We start from the raw sequence: 17250 nt of genomic DNA on the forward strand, positions 1-17250 counted from the left end.
GCGGAATCCAGGAAGTTTGGTGCACTGTTCTCCCGGATTCCGTTGCACTTCATCCAGGCTACGGGTTACTGTATTCAACGAGGAAGGTGACTCGCCGGAGAGGCTAAACTGAATCGTGATGACTCCCAAAATAAATTCACCTGTAGGGTGCGGCCCTGCCGCACCATGTCCAGCTGAAACGAACGCTATCTATTAACATTAACGATGCGTCGGCCTCTTATTTTTCTGGCTAACAGGTCATTTGCTGTGTCGATGACATCGGATAAAGCGATTTCATCAGCTATTCTACTAAGCTTTGACAGATCCAGGTCTTTTTCAAGGCGGTTCCATGCTTCCTGTCTAACTGCTTTCGGACACATAACGCTATCAATACCAATCAGTGACACGCCTCTTAAAATGAATGGCGCAACACTTGCCGGAAAATCCATTCCACCTGCAAGGCCACATGCTGTTACCACACCGCCATATTTTGTAGAAGCACATGCGTTAGCAAGTACGTGAGATCCCACCACGTCAACGACGCCTGCCCAGCGCTCCTTAGCCAGTGGTCTACCTGGTTTTGAAAGTTCTTCACTTGGGATAATTTCAGAAGCGCCTAAATTAGTCAGGAATTCAGCCTCTTCTTCATGCTTTCCGCTCAGTGCAACAACCTTGTAGCCAAGTTTTGAAAGCACCGCAATCGCAACACTACCAACACCGCCTGATGCACCTGTTACAAGTATCTCTCCTTTGTCTGGTGTGACGCCGTTACCCTCAAGTGCAAGGATAGATAACATTGCGGTATAACCTGCAGTTCCTATTGCCATTGCCTGCTTGGGTTCTAATGAGGTTGGGAGGTGAACCAACCAGTCACCATTCAATCTGGCCTTTTGGGCGAGCCCTCCCCAATGAACTTCTCCAACACCCCAGCCGTTTAAGACAACTAAATCACCACTACTGTAATCGGCGTGGGATGAGTGGGTAACACTACCAACCAGATCAATTCCAGGCACCATCGGGAAACGGCGAACAACAGGAGAGGCGCCGGTAATTGCCAATGCGTCTTTGTAGTTGATAGATGAGTATTGAACATCAACAGTAACATTACCTTCAGGGAGTGAGGATTCATCAATCTCTGTAATGTCGACGTTGTATTTATCGTCTTGCTTATCAATCAAGATGCCTTTAAACATGTTCATATTCCTTAAAATAGACCGATCGTCTAATAAAATGTAAAAAAATCTAGGGTTTAAGGCTGCCTATGAAAAACTTTGAGAAGCTGTGTAGTGCGGACGGATTACGCTCAAGTTTTGATCTAAGTACTGCACCTTCCCACCCGGTCCAGAAGATATAGGCGGCTTCTTTGCAATTTATTGCAGTTGGAATCTGCTTCATGACTTTGGCTTGCTCAAGGCATTGTTCAACCTGATTTTGCCAACTCTCCAATGCAGCTATCAATTGAAAACGGAATGGCTCTGGTAAGCTACCCATCTCCTGGCCAAGATTGCCGACAAGACAACCCCGTTTGAACTCATATCTTGACATGCCTTCGATTGCGTCATTCATGAAGGCTTCAAGGCGTTTCAGGGGAGGGAGCTTTTCGTCACTCAAATATTTAGTCAATTTGTGTTCAAAGAATTTTGTATAGTTCTGAATCAGTTCTGAGCCAAAGGCATCCTTGTTTTTGAAATAGTGGTAGAAGGAGCCTTTCGGCACGCCGACACTTCGCAGGATCTCATCAATACCCGTAGCGGAAAATCCCTTTTCAGTGAGGATTTCCATGCCAGCACGTATCAGTTCAGCTTTTGCTTCACTGAACAGAGACTGATCCTTTGGCGGTCTGCCTCGACCACGTTTTACTGCAGAAACTGGAGACATGGCGAAATAATAGACCGATCGTCTAATTAAATCAAATCAATAGGCTTTCAACTCCAGAGTCAACTGCTGGAAATTAAAAAGATGCAGAGGGTAGGGTGGGGTCATGCCCCACCAAAAAGGTGACGATAATCGACTTAATACAAATTTCATATCTCTACGGGTGTTGCTTTAGTACTGAAAAAATGCCCTTAACCTTACACAGTAATCCCTCCTAAGCAGGTGGCATTTGCCCACCTTCAGCATAAAGTTGAGTGGCTACTACCTGGCAGCATTGGTTTGACACTGTCGAGATAGTTCCAAGCAAAAAACGGAAAACAGGCCATATCCCACAATCTGTACGTTACAAAATGGGTCATATAACGCAAAAATTTTATAAAAGTTCAATAAATGATTCATGTCAATGAGACTGGAAGATCGGCTCAGATAGACTCGCAGGGTTTATAGATGACTTAAGCGATTAATGAGAAGATCCAACACCTTTCTTGTCTGTCTGTTGGTTATGCTGGCAGGCTTTTTTTCCACGATATTTGTGAGTTGCTTTCAACAGAGGCAGACTCCTGTTGCAGTGGTGCAAGCTGGAAACCTGGTGAGAGAGCTGGGTTTAACCGATCTGGCGCTATTTACTGAGGCACGCTATACACGTCATCCAACACAGACAGATCTTCACTCACCATTTCAAGACCATCCAGGTGCTATTGAGCACTTTCCCAGCGGTTCAATACTACCGCCCCCTTCGGGATTGTTGCAGTGATCTCTTTTCTACGTAAACACAAATATCTGATTGACTATACCCTCTCTACTTTAGTTAGAAACAAGGGTAAGAGTTTTGCGCTGCTTACAGTCTATACCCTGATTATCTTCATGCTTGCTTCGGTAATGCTATTTACTCATGCCTTGCGTAAAGAGGCAGTGAGTATGCTGGAAAACTCCCCCGAAATTATCGTTCAAAGATTACAGGCCGGTCGAAATGCCTTGGTGCCGGAAGAATATCTGCAAAAAATCGGAAAGCTGCGCGGTGTCACTCAAAAGAGTGGACGTCTTTGGGGTTACTACTATGACCCTGCCGTTAAGGCAAACTATACCGTCATGACTGCTGGTCAGGCGTCACTACCGATAACTGAGATTATTATCGGTGCCGGTATTGCCCGAACCAGAGGCTTATCGTTGGGTGACTATCTCACCCTGAGATCTCAATCTGGAGAGGCTTACTCTTTTAAAGTTTCCAAGCTACTGGACAGGAAGTCAGAGCTGGTCACTACTGACCTTTTGTTAATGTCACCACTGGCGTTCCGTCGCCTATTTGATATCCCTGAGGGGTTTTATAGCGATTTGGTATTGTCGGTGAGAAATCCTCGTGAGGTACGCAAAGTTGCAGAGAAATTGGTGCTGTTGCTACCAGATAGTCGACCAATCCTTAGAGAAGAGATCTTACGAACCTACGATAGTGTATTTTCCTGGAGACAGGGCGTTATCTTTGTTCTGTTGATGGGGTCTATTCTGGCTTTTGTGATTTTCGCCTGGGATAAGGCCTCAGGCTTGAGTGCAGAAGAACGACGTGAGATTGGGATACTCAAAGCAGTAGGCTGGGAGACCAGCGATGTGATGCGCATGAAGTTCTGGGAAGGTGCAATCATCTCACTGGTGGCCTTTCTTTTAGGGTATCTGGCTGCCTATGCCCATGTATTTTTTGCTTCCGCCGGTCTGTTTGAATCTGTGCTCAAGGGCTGGGCTGTTCTTTATCCTCGATTCCAACTGACACCGATCGTAGATGGACTGCAACTGGCAACCCTGTTCTTTTTTACTGTGCTCCCCTATATCCTGGCGACAATTATTCCGGTATGGCGCACCTCAATTACTGATCCAGATGCGGTTATGCGGTAGAGATCTATGTTGATTCAGCTCACAGATGTCCGTAAGGTTTTTAACCAGGGTAAAGCAAATGAGTTTTGTGCCATACAGGGTATAACCACTCACTTTGAAGCTAACCAGGTCAGTTGTTTGAAAGGTGCCAGCGGATCAGGAAAAACGACATTGATGTCGTTGATCGGTTGTCTTTCACGTCCAACCAGTGGACGAATTCAGTTGGGTGAGCGTGTTATATCCGGCCTGCCGGAACGTTTTTTGACAGAAGTTCGGCGACATACCTTCGGCTTTATCTTTCAGCGCTTTAACCTGATCCCAGGGTTGAGTGTACTGGAAAATATAATGTTGCCTGCCTATCCGCAGGGCTTGCCATACAAAAGCTTAAAAGCCAGAGCTGATCGACTGCTTGATCAATTCGCCCTTGCAAATAAATCTGACAACATGGTGGAGTGGTTGTCTGGTGGTGAGTCGCAACGGGTTGCCATATGTCGGGCATTGATCAATGAACCACAAATACTGATTGCTGACGAACCCACAGCCAATCTCGATAGCCAACTTTCAGCTGAGTTCATGGGACTGATCGATGAACTCCGTAAAGCGGGAAAGAGCGTATTGATCTCCAGTCATGATCCGGCGGTATTTGAATCAAATGTAATAGATCGGCTAGTGGAACTGCATGATGGCTGTGTGGTGTCTGAGGATGTGTAAGCAGTGATATTCGACTCTTCCATCATGGCGTTGATTATGGTTTCTGCAATAGTCTCCATAATGTTGATTTTTGCTGCGGCTTTCGCAATCCACATAATCCGTTTCTGGGATATTCAAAGTGGTAGTGAACAGCAACTTATACTTGAACGTCGCACCTATCTGATATCGACTCTGTTGATTTGGGCCTTAAGCTTCGAGTTTCTATCACTACTGCTGTTTATCTATAACGCTGAATCAATGTCAGGACAATTTGTTGGGGCAATGTGTGCAACTGGAGTGCTTAATGTTAACCCCTGGGGTTGGCCAACCCTGTTTTTAAAGGTTGCTATGTTCTTTTTTGCTGCAGCCTGGCTAGCTTTAAACTATCTCGATAATCGGGGATATGACTATCCTCTTATCAGGTATAAATATGGATTACTATTGATTGCTGTCCCGATGGCGATAACAGAGTTTATTCTACAGTGGTTTCATTTTAGTGAGATGGACCCCAATCTGATCACCTCCTGCTGTGGAACCCTCTTCTCCGCTGAAGCGGATGGGGTGGCTGCAGAGATATCAGCTATAGCGCCAGGCAAGGCCATGCCTGCTTTGGTAGTGTCATCGGTTTTAGTGCTTTTCAGTGCGCTTTGGGTTGCCTTGAAAGGTCGTAATGGTTGGTTACTTTCGTTGGCTGGGCTTGCAGCATTTTGTGTCTCATTGATCTCCATTGTGTCGTTTATATCGCTCTATATCTACGAGCATCCCCACCACCACTGTCCCTTTTGTATTCTCAAGCAGGGGCATGACTATATGGGGTATTTTCTCTATATACCCCTGTTTCTGGCAGCGGCTCTATCACTGAGTGTCGGAGTGATCTCTCCTTGGAGGAGCATTCCAAGTCTGACGGCTAGCGTAACAACGATGGTTCCCAGGCTGAGCTGGCTCTCACTCATACTCTTTATGCAGTTTTTCCTGACAGCAGCTTGGTCTGTGTGGCGCTCAAATCTAACCATGCTTGAGGTGTGGTGGTGAAACTAAAAGATACTCTTGGTGTAGCGCTGATGCTGATCAGTCTATTGGGCTGTCAGGCGGATACATCCGCGCTGGATAAAGGCAAGCAGACGCCGGAATTTGAACTATTAAACCTGAATGGTGAGCTGCAACACTACCCCAATCAATTTGACGGCAAGGTGGTGGTGATTCGCTTCTGGGCAGATTGGTGTCCATTCTGTGAAAGCGAGATGCAGGATATAGAGCCCGTCTATAGAAAATTGAAAGATAAAGGATTGGTGATACTTGCATTGAATGTCAGGCAGGATCGTGAAACTGCCGCCGCATTTATAGATAAGCTGGCAATCAGTTATGGCGTTCTACTTGACGATGAAGGCGCTACAGCGCGCAACTATGGCGTCATTGGATTGCCCACTACATTTTTTCTCGACAGGAAGGGCAGGTTACATACCCGTATCATCGGCGAGTCATCAGCTGAGCTTTTTGAACAACTTGTAAGTGAGCTGCTGTGAACTCTGAATTTACTCTCAGTCTGGCCTTTATGACAGGTATTTTAGGTAGTTTTCACTGTCTCGGTATGTGCAGTGGTATCAATGCTGGATTTTTTATCAACCAGGCTCCGAGATACAGGATAAGTTCACTGTTTGCATTTCATGGTATGCGTATCGCTGTCTATACCATGCTGGGGGTGGCTGGTGCCCTTGTGGGTCAGGTACTGGTTCAGAGTGGCATTGTTGGTAAAGCGCAAGGCATCCTGATGATTGTGGCGGGGGTGTTGATCCTGTTGCTCGGCTTGAACATGCTCGGTATACCCTTGTTGAAGATAAACCCTGGAAAGCCTGCTGTAGTCGCTGTTCCTGTTGCCACTCTGAGCAACTCGTCATCTCTGGTAACAGCGATGACGGCAGGCACACTCAATGGCCTGGTGCCATGCAGCTTGGTTTTTTCTGTAGCGGTAAAAGCACTATCCACTGCAGACCCGCTACAGGCTGGACTACTCATGATGAGCTTCGGTGCTGGTACATTGCCATCCATGGTCGTAGTTACCTTATCTGGAGTTTATGTCGGATCTGTGTTTAGAGGTAGGTTGGCTAAAATGGCCGGTCTTGTAGTTTTGTTGCTTGGCTTTTGGACCCTGTATGAAGGTGTGATTTTTTTCGACATCATGCGGGGATTGGCCAATTGGTAATTTAGAAAAGGAGAAGTAGACTATGTGTGAAGAGAGTAATAAGGAGCGTCGCAATCTGCTGAAGATGTTATCTGTGGCCGGATTGGCTGGCTTATCAGGTGGTGCGATAGCGGGACAGGGCGTTGGTGTGATGGTGCCTGGAAAGGGATGGGTGAAAGCATCGGATAGTGCCTGTGATGGAGATGGTACACCACTACAGTTTATCCCGAAGAACACGCCAGACGATAAGCCATTGGAAAATGAGCTTGAAAAGTATTCCAAGTGTCCCTATTGCGGCATGGATCGTACTAAATGGCACCATAGCAGACATTTGGTTCACTACGATGATGGCCTGGTGGATGGCACCTGTTCAATTCACTGTCTGGCAATCAGCCTTTCGTTAAATATCGATCGTGGTCCTAAAGCGATCTATGCAGCCGACTTCGGTGCAGACAAAGAGATCAAGCCGATGGTTAATGTGGATGACGTAAGTTATCTGTTAGGGGCTAAGTTGAAGGGTACGATGACCACCAGGAGCAAAATGGCTTTCTCTTCAGCTGAGGCTGCAAAAGCAGTGCAGGCAGCTAAAGGCGGTGAGATAGCAGGTTTTGATGAAGCGCTGAGTGAGGCGTATATAGGGATGGCAAAGGATACCCTGATGGTTCGGAAAAAACGTCTTGAACGCCGTCAGAAGATGATGCAAAAGATGAAACAGAAAAAAGGGTAACACTCTCTCATTAACCCGGCACATATGTTGCCGGGTTAATGGAACATCTCTTTTGGAAAAATTGATAAACGGAAAGTGTGAATGTTATTTGGTTTGAAAAAGATCGTTAGTTCGATGCTACTTTGCTGTTTGTTGTTACAAGTGAATATCCTGGCCGCAGAGAGTGTGGATCTGCCTGATCCTGGCCCAAGGGATACCTGTCCAGTATGTGGGATGTTCGTTGCAAAATATCCTGAATGGATTGCGACAGTAGTCTACAAGGATGGTCACGCGCACCATTTCGATGGTGCAAAGGATCTTTTTAAATATCTGCTGGATCTGTCGAAATGGGCGCCGAATCATCAGACGAGTGAGATCGAAAGCATAGGTGTGACTGAATACTACGGTCTTCAGAGAATAGATGCACACAGCGCATACTATGTCATCGGCTCCGATATTTTAGGCCCCATGGGGCATGAGTTGATTCCACTGGAAAGCAGGGAAGAGGCTGAAGAGTTCAAGCTGGACCATCAGGGTGTCTCGATCCTGAAATTTGATCAGATAAAAACGCGTCTGTTGTTTAATATGGACGAAGGCGTATTTGAGTTGGGCCCAGTCGTGAAATAGCCCGCGAATGTCATGCTCGATGCATGAATATCTATGGCCTGATTAGTAAGTACAAATCTGATACTATTAATCCCTAGACACGGCACATTCTCAGGCGACCTTGCCAGGGAGTCTCTGAACAAACCAGGAGCCGACATCTTGTTGTGAAAAATGTACCTTCTCTTCATTGCAGGTCTTCGCAAAGAGCGAACTGTTAGGTGTGATCTGTACATTGAAGTGGAGCATTTTGATCGACAATCTGTTCGACCCGGACTTATTCTGAGGTTATCTAGGGCCACCTGAATATATAGATATTGTTGATGCTTGCAGTGAAATGGATTACCTGACTGATAGTTTCAGCGCCCAACCCTTTAACATTAAGTATCTATTTCATATCTTTTTTGGGGGAGAGTCGCTCTATACAAGGCGGTCAAGCATTGCCATCTTCGATTATTCCGATTGAGCGGGATTTCCTGTCTCATGCATCAGTGCCGGGGAGAATATGCGATGTATATCTGTCTGATAAGTGTTCATGGGCTGATTCGTAGTCACGATCTGGAATTGGGACGTGATGCAGATACCGGTGGCCAAACCAAATATGTTGTGGATCTTGCCAGAGCCCTGGCTGAATGCGATGAGGTCAGTCGTGTTGATCTGGTGACCAGAAGGGTCGTAGATCCGGAGATCAGTGATGACTACGCTGAGCCTTTGGAATTGCTCTCACCCAAGGCAAGAATTGTCCGTGTTGAAGCAGGGCCTGAAGGGTACCTAGCCAAGGAGATCCTATGGGATCATCTGGACAGCTTCATGGATAATCTGCTCAACTGGCTGAAAACCCAGCCCCGCATGCCCGATATTGTCCATAGCCATTATGCTGATGCTGGATATGTTGGTGTGCGACTTTCTCATCTGCTGGGTATTCCATTAGTGCATACCGGTCACTCTCTGGGTCGGGATAAACAGCAACAGCTACTTGCCAAGGGGCTGACTCGAAAAGAGATTGGCATTCGTTATAACATGGAACGGCGGGTCGAGGCTGAAGAGGAGGTGCTGGCAAACGCCGACCTGGTGATCACCAGTACCCACAATGAAATCGAAGAGCAGTACAGCCTCTATAACTACTATCAGCCGGAGAGTATGGCGGTCATACCGCCTGGCACCGACCTGACTAAATTTCATCCACCTGTAGCAGGGGAAAAAATCTCATTTAAAAAGTCCCTGGCCAGGTTTCTTCAAGATCCTGAAAAGCCAATTATTCTTGCCCTTTCCCGGGCTGACGAACGGAAGAATATTCTCACCCTGCTGGAAGTCTACGGGGAATCGACCCAACTGCAGAATGCAGCAAATCTGGTGATTGTTGCCGGTAATCGTGACGACATCCGGGATATGGATAGTGGTCCCCAGTCTGTTATGACTGAAATCCTGATGACCATCGACCTTTTTGATCTGTATGGACATGTGGCAGTTCCAAAACGCCATCTAGCCAGGGAGGTGCCACAGATCTATCAGCTGGCAACTGACTCCAAAGGGGTGTTCGTCAATCCGGCGTTAACGGAACCCTTTGGTTTGACTCTGCTTGAGGCTGCAGCAAGCGGATTACCATTGATTGCTACGGAAAATGGCGGGCCAGTGGATATCATCGGTAATTGCAAAAACGGTCTATTGGTCGATCCACTGAATAAAAAGGCGATCCGGCGCAGCTTACTGAAAATTCTGCACGACAATGATTTGTGGCAAAAATTCGCCAACAACGGACTCACCGGTGTTCGCAAACACTACTCATGGAAGGCCCATGCGAAAAAATATCTTTCGCTGATAACGCCGATGCCGGATACACATCAAAGGATACCCACCAAGCCACCCAGACACGTTAAATATCGATACAGGGACAGGGCAATCTTTACAGACCTGGATCAAAACCTGTTAGGTAACCCAACCGGATTGAAGCGTTTTATAGAGGTTGTACGGAATAACCGAAAATGTGCCACATTTGGCATAGCAACAGGACGTCGTTTGGATGATGCACTGCAGATCATGAAAAAGTTCTCCATTCCGATTCCGGATGTATTAATCACCAGCTTAGGCACTAAAATTCACTACTCACAAGGTCTTTCCATGGATGATTACTGGGGAGACCACATTGACCATCTGTGGCAACCCAAAAGCATTCGTAGAGTGATGGCGGATCTGCCAGGCATCAAACCTCAACCGAAACGGGATCAGCATTACTTTAAACTGGCCTACCACTATGATCCAAACAAGGCGCCTTCTGTTGATGAAATCAATACTCTGCTGCACAAAGAGGAGCTGACCTGTAACGTCATTCATGCATTCGGTCAATTCCTTGATGTATTGCCATCAAGGGCGTCAAAAGGGCAGGCGTTGCGCTATGTGGCGCAACGTCTGGATGTGCCTCTTGAGAATACCCTGGTTGCAGGGGGCTCGGGTTCTGACGAAGATATGATGCGAGGTAACACGCTTGCCGTGGTGGTGGCCAACCGACATCATGAAGAGCTCTCTCATATGGTTGACCTGGAGCGTATCTACTTCGCCAGTCAATCCCATGCCTTGGGCATTTTGGAGGCAATCGAACACTATGACTTTTTCAAAAGTTGCCATGTACCTGAAGACATATGACCCAAAAGCTACTCATTTGTACTGATCTGGACAGAACTCTGATACCCAACGGATCTGAGCCTGAATCCCCAGACGCGAGAGACTATTTTCAACAGCTTTGTGACTCTGAAGATGTAGAGCTGGCCTATGTCAGTGGTCGTGATAGTTCTCTGGTGATTGATGCGATCAACGACTACGATCTACCTCAACCAGACTATGTGATTGCTGATGTCGGTTCGACGCTATACCAGGTCCATGGATTAAACAGATGGGAGAAGTGGGCTGAGTGGGAGGAAGAGATTGAAAGCGACTGGAATGGCTATTCTCACCAGGCACTTTCTCAACAGTTATCTGATTGGCCTGGCCTTAGTATGCAGGAGCCGGAAAAACAGCAACCATTCAAGTTGAGTTTCTATGTTGAACTGGAGGCTGACCATCGTCCACTACTGGAAGGGATTAGGAAACGGCTCATCAACCTCGGTGTACGGGCCAACCTGATATGGAGTATTGATGACTTGGCAGGGGTGGGCTTGCTCGATCTCTTGCCAGAGAGGGCAGGAAAGTACCAGGCGATCGAGTTTCTGCGTCAGCATCTGGGGTATGAGATAGCGGATACACTCTTCTCAGGCGACAGTGGTAATGATCTTGATGTGCTTACCAGCCATCTGCCCTCAGTGCTGGTAGCAAATGCCCGACCAGAGGTGTTGAGTGAGGCTCAACGAATGGTAGATGAAAATGGTCTCTCCAATGCCTTTTATCCGGCTAAGGGAGGTTTTATGGGAATGAATGGCAACTACAGTGCGGGGATACTGGAGGGGTTGGCTCACTACCATCCGGAATATGCCAGTCGGCTTATGAATCAAAACTCAAGATGACGAGGATTTTTTTTGGCTAGTGCAGTCTATGCTCCAATTTCATCAAATGTCTGACGCGCACCCTCTCCTCAACCCCTCTTCCATCAAGGGAGAGGGGCTATAAGTCTGCAAATAGAGAAATGAGACATCTATGAACAATAAAAAACTGATTATTTTTGGCGAGGTTCTCTACGATTGCTTTCCTGGGGGTGAAAAGGTACTTGGTGGCGCCCCTTTCAATGTTGCCTGGCATCTACAGGCCTTTGGTCAGTCCCCAAGTTTTGTCAGTCGTGTTGGTCGGGACAGTGAGGGGGATACCATTCTCAGGACTATGTCTCGCTGGGGAATGGAGACCGAAGGTGTGCAGCAGGATGCAGATCATGCCACAGGAAAAGTGACAATCACCATTAATCATGGAGAGCCAAGCTACGAAATCGTGGCGGATGCGGCATATGACTTCATCGATCCACTGCCCTTGCAGGATACCGCTTGCGATACCCTCTACCACGGAAGTCTTGGATTAAGAAACTCGATTGCCCGCAGCGCGCTTGATCAACTGAAAAAGAGTGGTGCAAAGACTATTTTCCTGGATGTGAATTTGCGCCCCCCCTGGTGGAATCGTAAAGAGATATTGGATTGGGTCTCTCAAGCAGACTGGGTAAAACTTAATCGGCATGAGCTTGAGCAGTTACTGGGTCAATCATCCGATCTTCTGTCGCAAGCTATGGATTTCAAGACAACCTACGGTTTGCAAGGGGTAATCGTGACGCGAGGGGAGAAGGGCGCTATAGTTTTGGCTGGTAACGGGGATCGACCTCTGGAGATAGTTCCTGAACCTATCCTCGAAACAGTGGATACAGTCGGTGCGGGAGATGCTTTTACCTCGGTGATATTGCTTGGGCTGATGAAACAATGGTCACTGGAGAGCAGTTTGAAACGAGCACAAGCCTTTGCCTCGGCAATTGTGGGTCAGAGAGGTGCGACAGTCTCCTCCGCATCGTTCTATAGTGACTTTATGGCGCAATGGAATTAGTGTTAACAGGCCCTGATATGAAACACCAAACAAGAGAGAAGCGGTAAGTTGGAGCGACCACAGGCGAACCACTATGTATGAGCAGGTAGCACATTCGCTTCTGAATCAAATCCTTGACGAACTCAAAACAGAGATTCGCAAACGGGACCTGCGCCATTTTTATACCCGTCTGGGTGCCAACTTCTATGGTATTCATCTGCTATTCAATCACCTCTATGGTAAACGGGATGATTTCAAAGAGCAGATGATTCACTTGGTCGAGGTGATGGCAATACGATATGTACAACGACATGTCGACCTCAAACAACTCGACAGTGAGCGAGAGAAACACCACAACTGGTTTCTCAGTCAGGAATGGGTCGGGATGGCACTCTATGCGGACGGCTTTGCCAATAATCTGCAAGGCGTAGAGGAGCGGCTTCCCTACCTACAGGAACTCGGCGTCAATATGCTGCATGTGATGCCGGTTATGGACTGTCCAAAAGGGGCGAGCGACGGTGGCTATGCGGTCAGTGATTTTCGCAATGTGGATTCTCGTTACGGCACTCTTGAAGATATCAATAAACTGGCTCTATCGACACGTAAAAGAGGCATGCTTCTAGTCCTGGATATGGTGCTCAATCACACTTCGGATGAGCATGAGTGGGCGCAGCGGGCGAGGGCTGGCGAACAGAAATATCAGGACTACTACTACACCTTTAAAAATCGTGATATCCCCGATATGTTCGAGGAGACAATGCCGGAGATCTTTCCCGAGACCTCTCCTGGTAATTTTACCTGGGATGAAGGCATGCACAAATGGGTGATGAGTGTCTTCAATCACTATCAGTGGGATCTCAACTACAACAATCCAGCAGTGTTTATCGAAATGCTGGATAACACGCTGTTCTGGGCAAACCAGGGTGCAGATATTCTGCGCCTCGATGCTGTTGCTTTTTTATGGAAAAAGATAGGCACCACCTCTCAGAACGAGCGTGAGGCCCACCTGCTGCTACAACTCATGAAAGACTGTTGCCAGGTTACCGCGCCTGGGGTGTTATTTATTGCTGAAGCGATAGTGGCGCCAGTGGAGATCATTAAATACTTCGGTGAGGATGCAGTAATCGCAAAGGAGTGCGAAATTGCCTACAACGCAACATTTATGGCGCTGATATGGGATGCGGTGGCGACCAAGAACACCCAGTTGCTGATGCAGGGCATACAGAGCCTGCCGACAAAACTGGACCGGGCAACATGGCTCAACTATCTGCGCTGCCATGATGATATCGGTCTCGGCTTTGATAATGCCGATATCATTCGGGCCGGTTATGAGCCTTTCGCGCACCGTAAATTCCTGGTCGACTATTTCACCGGCAGTTATGATGACTCGCCTGCCCGTGGTGCACCCTTCGGCGTTAATCTGAAAACCGGGGATGCTCGTATCTCCGGTTCCCTGGCATCCCTGGTTGGCTTGGAGTCTGCCATTGAGCAGAATGATCTTGAAGCTATCAATGATTCGGTAAAAGTTATACTGCTGATTCACAGTTTAATCTGCTCATTCGGTGGTATGCCACTGCTCTACTATGGTGACGAGATCGGTACTCTCAATGACAGGGATTTTCTCAATGACGAGAATAAGGCGGGTGACAGCCGCTGGATGCAAAGACCAAAGATCGATTGGGATAGAGCCGCACGTCGCCATCAGCACGGTACACCGGAACAGCAGATATTCGATGGATTGAAAAAAATGATTGCTGCCAGAAAAGGTATTCCTGCGTTTTCAGATTTTAATAACCGAGAGCTGATCGACGTAGAGAACCCGCATCTGTTTGTCTTCTGGCGGAGCGATCCTTTCATGCCTATGGGCTCCGTGTTGGTGGTCTGCAATTTCGACAGTGCGCCACAGTACATGGAGCTGAGTGCCTTAGGTAATAGAGGTATGTTCGAATATGGCAATCTCAAAGATCTCTATTCCGGTGAGAGCCCGGAACTATTCAAGCAACAGCTGGTTGTGCCACCCCATCAGTTTTACTGGTTAACCGATCAACGTCCGGAGTCGGAGTTGTATTAGTATCCCTGAGATATTGATATTTATGACAGAGCGTCTTTTGATTGCTCACGGACTAAGTTAGCAGGGGGCTACAGCGGCGTTTTGAAGCCTTCATGGCTGAGTGTCTGGATGCTTATAACCCGGTTGGTAGTTACGATTGGTCTGATAGATTGCTGTGATACTTTCGTGATATTAATGTGAATCTCATGACATACATTACGGATTCAAAAAGCATTATCATCCAGGTGATCTCAGAGCAGCTTATACCTATGTTCTGGTTAGAAACTTGCCAAAGGTAGATGAAAACAGATGCAACGAAAGCTACTCATCGTTGAAGACGAACCGGATATCGCTCATTTGGTACAAAACCATTTGCATGATGCTGGTTACGATGCGGATATAGCTGGAAACGGTGCGGCAGCCATGGAGCTGTTCAAAAAGCATCGATATCAGTTGGTTATTCTCGATTTGATGCTGCCTGATACGGATGGTTTGACACTGTGTCGAAATATGAGAACTGCTGAAGACTATGTGGCGATACTCATGCTGACTGCGAAATCCACCGAACTTGATCGTGTGTTGGGCCTTGAGATGGGTGCAGACGACTACCTGACCAAGCCGTTCAGTGTTCCCGAGTTGATGGCGCGCATCAAGGCTCTGTTTCGTCGTATTGATGCCCTCAGAGAGGGTAGTGATAAAGTTGCGCAGCAAGAGACTCTGACCAGTGGCGGGCTGATCATTGATGTCACAAAACGTAAGGTTCAGGTTGAGGGTGAAGATATTGAATTGACGGCTACAGAATTCGACCTGCTGCTATTTTTTGCGCGACATCCCGGGCGTGTTTTCAGTCGTGTTCAGCTACTCGACAAAGTGTGGGGTTACAACCATGACGGTTATGAGCACACAGTAAACTCCCATATCAACCGATTGCGCGCAAAGATCGAAAAAGATCCATCGGATCCCCACTATGTTTTGACGGTCTGGGGCGTGGGTTATAAGTTTCGCGAAGAGAGGGGAGACGCTTGAAATACCAAACTTCCGTAATCTTTCTAAAAAGCTGGCATTGCTGTCGAACCCTGAAAAGCCTGGTTCCGGGTTAAAGCGACTAAGCTCATGTTTCACTCCTTATATGCTCGCCTATCCCTCGCACTGATTGCTCTATTTCTGGTTACCGGGCTTTTATATACCCTGATCACCCTGTCAACCACCGACCGCTATCTGCAAGAGATTACCCAACATTTCAACCGGGATCTGGCGCAGCGCATAGTCTCAGATCGACGGCTTGTCATCGATGGTGCAATGAATGATCTGGCACTGAAGAAAACCTTCAGTGACTATATGGATATAAATCCCAGTATTGAAATCTATCTGCTCGATGAGCTGGGGACTATCCTCGCCTTCTCCGCAGATGCTGGAAAGGTTAAACGCAAGCAGGTGGATCTGAAACCGATAGAAGCTTTTCTGCGTGGAGAAGGCTTTCCCCTGTTGGGCGATGACCCTCGATCCCATGAACGACGCAAAGCATTTTCAGTAACGCCAGTACCGGCAGGTGATATGGCGGCAGGATTTCTCTACGTGGTATTAAGAGGTGAAGAGTACGATATCGCCGAACAGGCAGTGCAGGAGAGTTATGCCTTGAGATACAGTGCTGGCGCTGTTGCGGTCAGTATGGGGTTTGGCTTACTGACGGGCCTATTATTGTTTCATTGGTTGACTCGCCGTCTACAGCGTCTTTCCAGCGTTATGGTGTCGTTTCAGCAGAGTGGCTTTACCCATCAAGAGCAATTAGCAGAGACTTTTAATCCTGAGGGAGATGAGGTTGAGCGGCTAGGGGCTACATTTGAGGCGATGGCAAAACGAATTGCCGATCAATGGGGGCAACTGAAACAGCAGGATCGCCTGCGAAGGGATCTGGTGGCTCAAGTCTCCCATGACCTCAGAACCCCGCTTGCAGTACTTTATGGTTATCTTGAAACCCTGAATATGAAACAGAATACTCTTGATAAGGAACAGCAGCAGGAGTATCTGCGAGTAGCCTTAAAGCAGAGCAGGCGTTTGAAAGGAATGCTTGAGGATCTTTTTGAACTGGCTCAATTAGAAGCCAGAGAGAAGCAACCAACTTGTGAGCCAATGCCGTTAGCGGAGCTGGTTCAGGATGTGATTCAGAAATTCCAATTGCCGGCACAACAGTCAGAGGTTCGGGTTGAATGGACGGTCCCTCGTTCACTGCCATTTGTTAATGCGGATTTCGCCATGACCGAACGGGTACTGGATAATCTCATCGGAAATGCCTTGGATCATACCCAATCGGGTGGGGCGGTTTCTGTGACCATTTCTCAACAGGAGAAGCTGGCTCTGGTGAGCGTCTCAGATAATGGTGAGGGTATTGGTGAATCAGAGTTAGAGCACATATTTGATCCCTTTTTCCGTAAACACAAGAGCGGTCATGAGTCTGGGCATGCTGGCCTGGGCCTTGCCATTGCTCGTCGCATGGTTGAATTGCAGGGTGGAACAATCAAAGCTGAGAATAATGAGTCTGGTGGCGCCTGTTTCAGTTTTGCCCTGCCCCTGGCCTGAATTTTCCCACACTAGTCGCCACTGTGATCGATTTGTGATGTTTGCGTGATCAGCCCTGGATGGCTGAGATATAGAGTGATCCCCATGAGTTCGAGATGTGACTGATGGTGAATGGTTTTCCTGCACAATATACCGAGTTTTTGTGGGTGAATCTGGTGGGATAATCGCTGTCTATATGTAGCCAACGATTAGTGTGAGATTAAAATCAGAAGTGGTTTATAAACAGAGCGCGAGCTTAGCCAA

Annotated in this window: 16 protein-coding genes; 14 read left to right on the forward strand and 2 right to left on the reverse strand. The window is 47.5% G+C overall.

Annotation, left to right across the window (positions count from 1 at the left end; translation table 11 throughout):
- Positions 1 to 185 precede the first annotated feature (185 nt).
- A complete protein-coding gene (acuI, locus tag AC4IFB_RS04500) occupies positions 186 to 1172 on the reverse strand; it encodes an acrylyl-CoA reductase (NADPH) (RefSeq protein WP_490779492.1) in 987 nt (328 codons plus the stop codon).
- A gap of 49 nt (positions 1173 to 1221) precedes the next feature.
- Positions 1222 to 1857 (reverse strand): acrylate utilization transcriptional regulator AcuR, encoded by a 636-nt coding sequence (acuR, locus tag AC4IFB_RS04505; protein ID WP_490779493.1) that lies wholly within the window; start codon positions 1855 to 1857, stop codon positions 1222 to 1224.
- Between the two features lie 460 nt (positions 1858 to 2317).
- Between acuR and AC4IFB_RS04510 the strand changes: the two genes are divergently transcribed.
- From AC4IFB_RS04510 to AC4IFB_RS04575, 14 genes are all read left to right on the forward strand, one after another.
- Complete coding sequence (locus AC4IFB_RS04510; RefSeq protein WP_490776114.1) at positions 2318 to 2608, forward strand: hypothetical protein; 291 nt, start codon at positions 2318 to 2320, stop codon at positions 2606 to 2608.
- Complete coding sequence (locus AC4IFB_RS04515; protein ID WP_490776115.1) at positions 2605 to 3738, forward strand: ABC transporter permease; 1134 nt, start codon at positions 2605 to 2607, stop codon at positions 3736 to 3738. The genes AC4IFB_RS04510 and AC4IFB_RS04515 overlap by 4 nt, the downstream gene beginning before the upstream one ends.
- 6 nt (positions 3739 to 3744) lie before the next feature.
- Positions 3745 to 4428: an ABC transporter ATP-binding protein gene (locus AC4IFB_RS04520; protein ID WP_490779494.1), complete on the forward strand. Its 684-nt coding sequence runs from the start codon at positions 3745 to 3747 to the stop codon at positions 4426 to 4428.
- 3 nt (positions 4429 to 4431) lie between these two features.
- The gene (locus tag AC4IFB_RS04525) at positions 4432 to 5439 is read left to right on the forward strand and encodes a hypothetical protein (RefSeq protein WP_490779495.1); all 1008 of its coding nucleotides are present in this window, start codon (positions 4432 to 4434) and stop codon (positions 5437 to 5439) included.
- On the forward strand, positions 5436 to 5930 hold the full coding sequence (locus AC4IFB_RS04530; RefSeq protein WP_490776118.1) for a TlpA family protein disulfide reductase: 495 nt from the start codon (positions 5436 to 5438) through the stop codon (positions 5928 to 5930). The genes AC4IFB_RS04525 and AC4IFB_RS04530 overlap by 4 nt, the downstream gene beginning before the upstream one ends.
- Complete coding sequence (locus AC4IFB_RS04535; RefSeq protein ID WP_490776119.1) at positions 5927 to 6607, forward strand: sulfite exporter TauE/SafE family protein; 681 nt, start codon at positions 5927 to 5929, stop codon at positions 6605 to 6607. The genes AC4IFB_RS04530 and AC4IFB_RS04535 overlap by 4 nt, the downstream gene beginning before the upstream one ends.
- A gap of 22 nt (positions 6608 to 6629) precedes the next feature.
- Positions 6630 to 7313, forward strand: a complete 684-nt coding sequence (locus AC4IFB_RS04540; protein WP_490776120.1) for a nitrous oxide reductase accessory protein NosL — start codon at positions 6630 to 6632, stop codon at positions 7311 to 7313.
- 81 nt (positions 7314 to 7394) lie between these two features.
- Positions 7395 to 7919: a nitrous oxide reductase accessory protein NosL gene (locus AC4IFB_RS04545; protein ID WP_490779496.1), complete on the forward strand. Its 525-nt coding sequence runs from the start codon at positions 7395 to 7397 to the stop codon at positions 7917 to 7919.
- 486 nt (positions 7920 to 8405) lie between these two features.
- A complete protein-coding gene (locus AC4IFB_RS04550) occupies positions 8406 to 10535 on the forward strand; it encodes an HAD-IIB family hydrolase (protein WP_490779497.1) in 2130 nt (709 codons plus the stop codon).
- Positions 10532 to 11389: an HAD-IIB family hydrolase gene (locus tag AC4IFB_RS04555; RefSeq protein WP_490779498.1), complete on the forward strand. Its 858-nt coding sequence runs from the start codon at positions 10532 to 10534 to the stop codon at positions 11387 to 11389. Before AC4IFB_RS04550 ends, AC4IFB_RS04555 begins: the two co-directional genes overlap by 4 nt.
- Before the next feature lie 130 nt (positions 11390 to 11519).
- A complete protein-coding gene (locus AC4IFB_RS04560; RefSeq protein ID WP_490776124.1) occupies positions 11520 to 12401 on the forward strand; it encodes a carbohydrate kinase family protein in 882 nt (293 codons plus the stop codon).
- A gap of 73 nt (positions 12402 to 12474) precedes the next feature.
- On the forward strand, positions 12475 to 14451 hold the full coding sequence (locus AC4IFB_RS04565) for an alpha-amylase family glycosyl hydrolase (RefSeq protein WP_490776125.1): 1977 nt from the start codon (positions 12475 to 12477) through the stop codon (positions 14449 to 14451).
- 288 nt (positions 14452 to 14739) lie between these two features.
- Positions 14740 to 15456 carry a response regulator gene (locus tag AC4IFB_RS04570; protein ID WP_490776126.1) on the forward strand — a complete coding sequence of 239 codons (717 nt, stop codon included), beginning with the start codon at positions 14740 to 14742 and terminating at the stop codon, positions 15454 to 15456.
- An 87-nt stretch (positions 15457 to 15543) separates the two neighbouring features.
- Positions 15544 to 17007 (forward strand): sensor histidine kinase, encoded by a 1464-nt coding sequence (locus AC4IFB_RS04575; protein ID WP_490779499.1) that lies wholly within the window; start codon positions 15544 to 15546, stop codon positions 17005 to 17007.
- Positions 17008 to 17250: the final 243 nt, after the last annotated feature.

It is taken from the genome of Candidatus Thiodiazotropha sp. AKIB8, assembly GCF_058244675.1.

Bases quoted from the DNA above. Each gene is read 5' to 3' on its own strand.
- acuI (WP_490779492.1), bottom strand. From the start codon at position 1,172: ATGTTTAAAGGCATCTTGATTGATAAGCAAGACGATAAATACAACGTC.
- acuR (WP_490779493.1), bottom strand. From the start codon at position 1,857: ATGTCTCCAGTTTCTGCAGTAAAACGTGGTCGAGGCAGACCGCCAAAG.
- AC4IFB_RS04510 (WP_490776114.1), top strand. From the start codon at position 2,318: ATGAGAAGATCCAACACCTTTCTTGTCTGTCTGTTGGTTATGCTGGCA.
- AC4IFB_RS04520 (WP_490779494.1), top strand. From the start codon at position 3,745: ATGTTGATTCAGCTCACAGATGTCCGTAAGGTTTTTAACCAGGGTAAA.
- AC4IFB_RS04540 (WP_490776120.1), top strand. From the start codon at position 6,630: ATGTGTGAAGAGAGTAATAAGGAGCGTCGCAATCTGCTGAAGATGTTA.
- AC4IFB_RS04545 (WP_490779496.1), top strand. From the start codon at position 7,395: ATGTTATTTGGTTTGAAAAAGATCGTTAGTTCGATGCTACTTTGCTGT.
- AC4IFB_RS04550 (WP_490779497.1), top strand. From the start codon at position 8,406: ATGTATATCTGTCTGATAAGTGTTCATGGGCTGATTCGTAGTCACGAT.
- AC4IFB_RS04555 (WP_490779498.1), top strand. From the start codon at position 10,532: ATGACCCAAAAGCTACTCATTTGTACTGATCTGGACAGAACTCTGATA.
- AC4IFB_RS04560 (WP_490776124.1), top strand. From the start codon at position 11,520: ATGAACAATAAAAAACTGATTATTTTTGGCGAGGTTCTCTACGATTGC.
- AC4IFB_RS04565 (WP_490776125.1), top strand. From the start codon at position 12,475: ATGTATGAGCAGGTAGCACATTCGCTTCTGAATCAAATCCTTGACGAA.
- AC4IFB_RS04570 (WP_490776126.1), top strand. From the start codon at position 14,740: ATGCAACGAAAGCTACTCATCGTTGAAGACGAACCGGATATCGCTCAT.
- AC4IFB_RS04575 (WP_490779499.1), top strand. From the start codon at position 15,544: ATGTTTCACTCCTTATATGCTCGCCTATCCCTCGCACTGATTGCTCTA.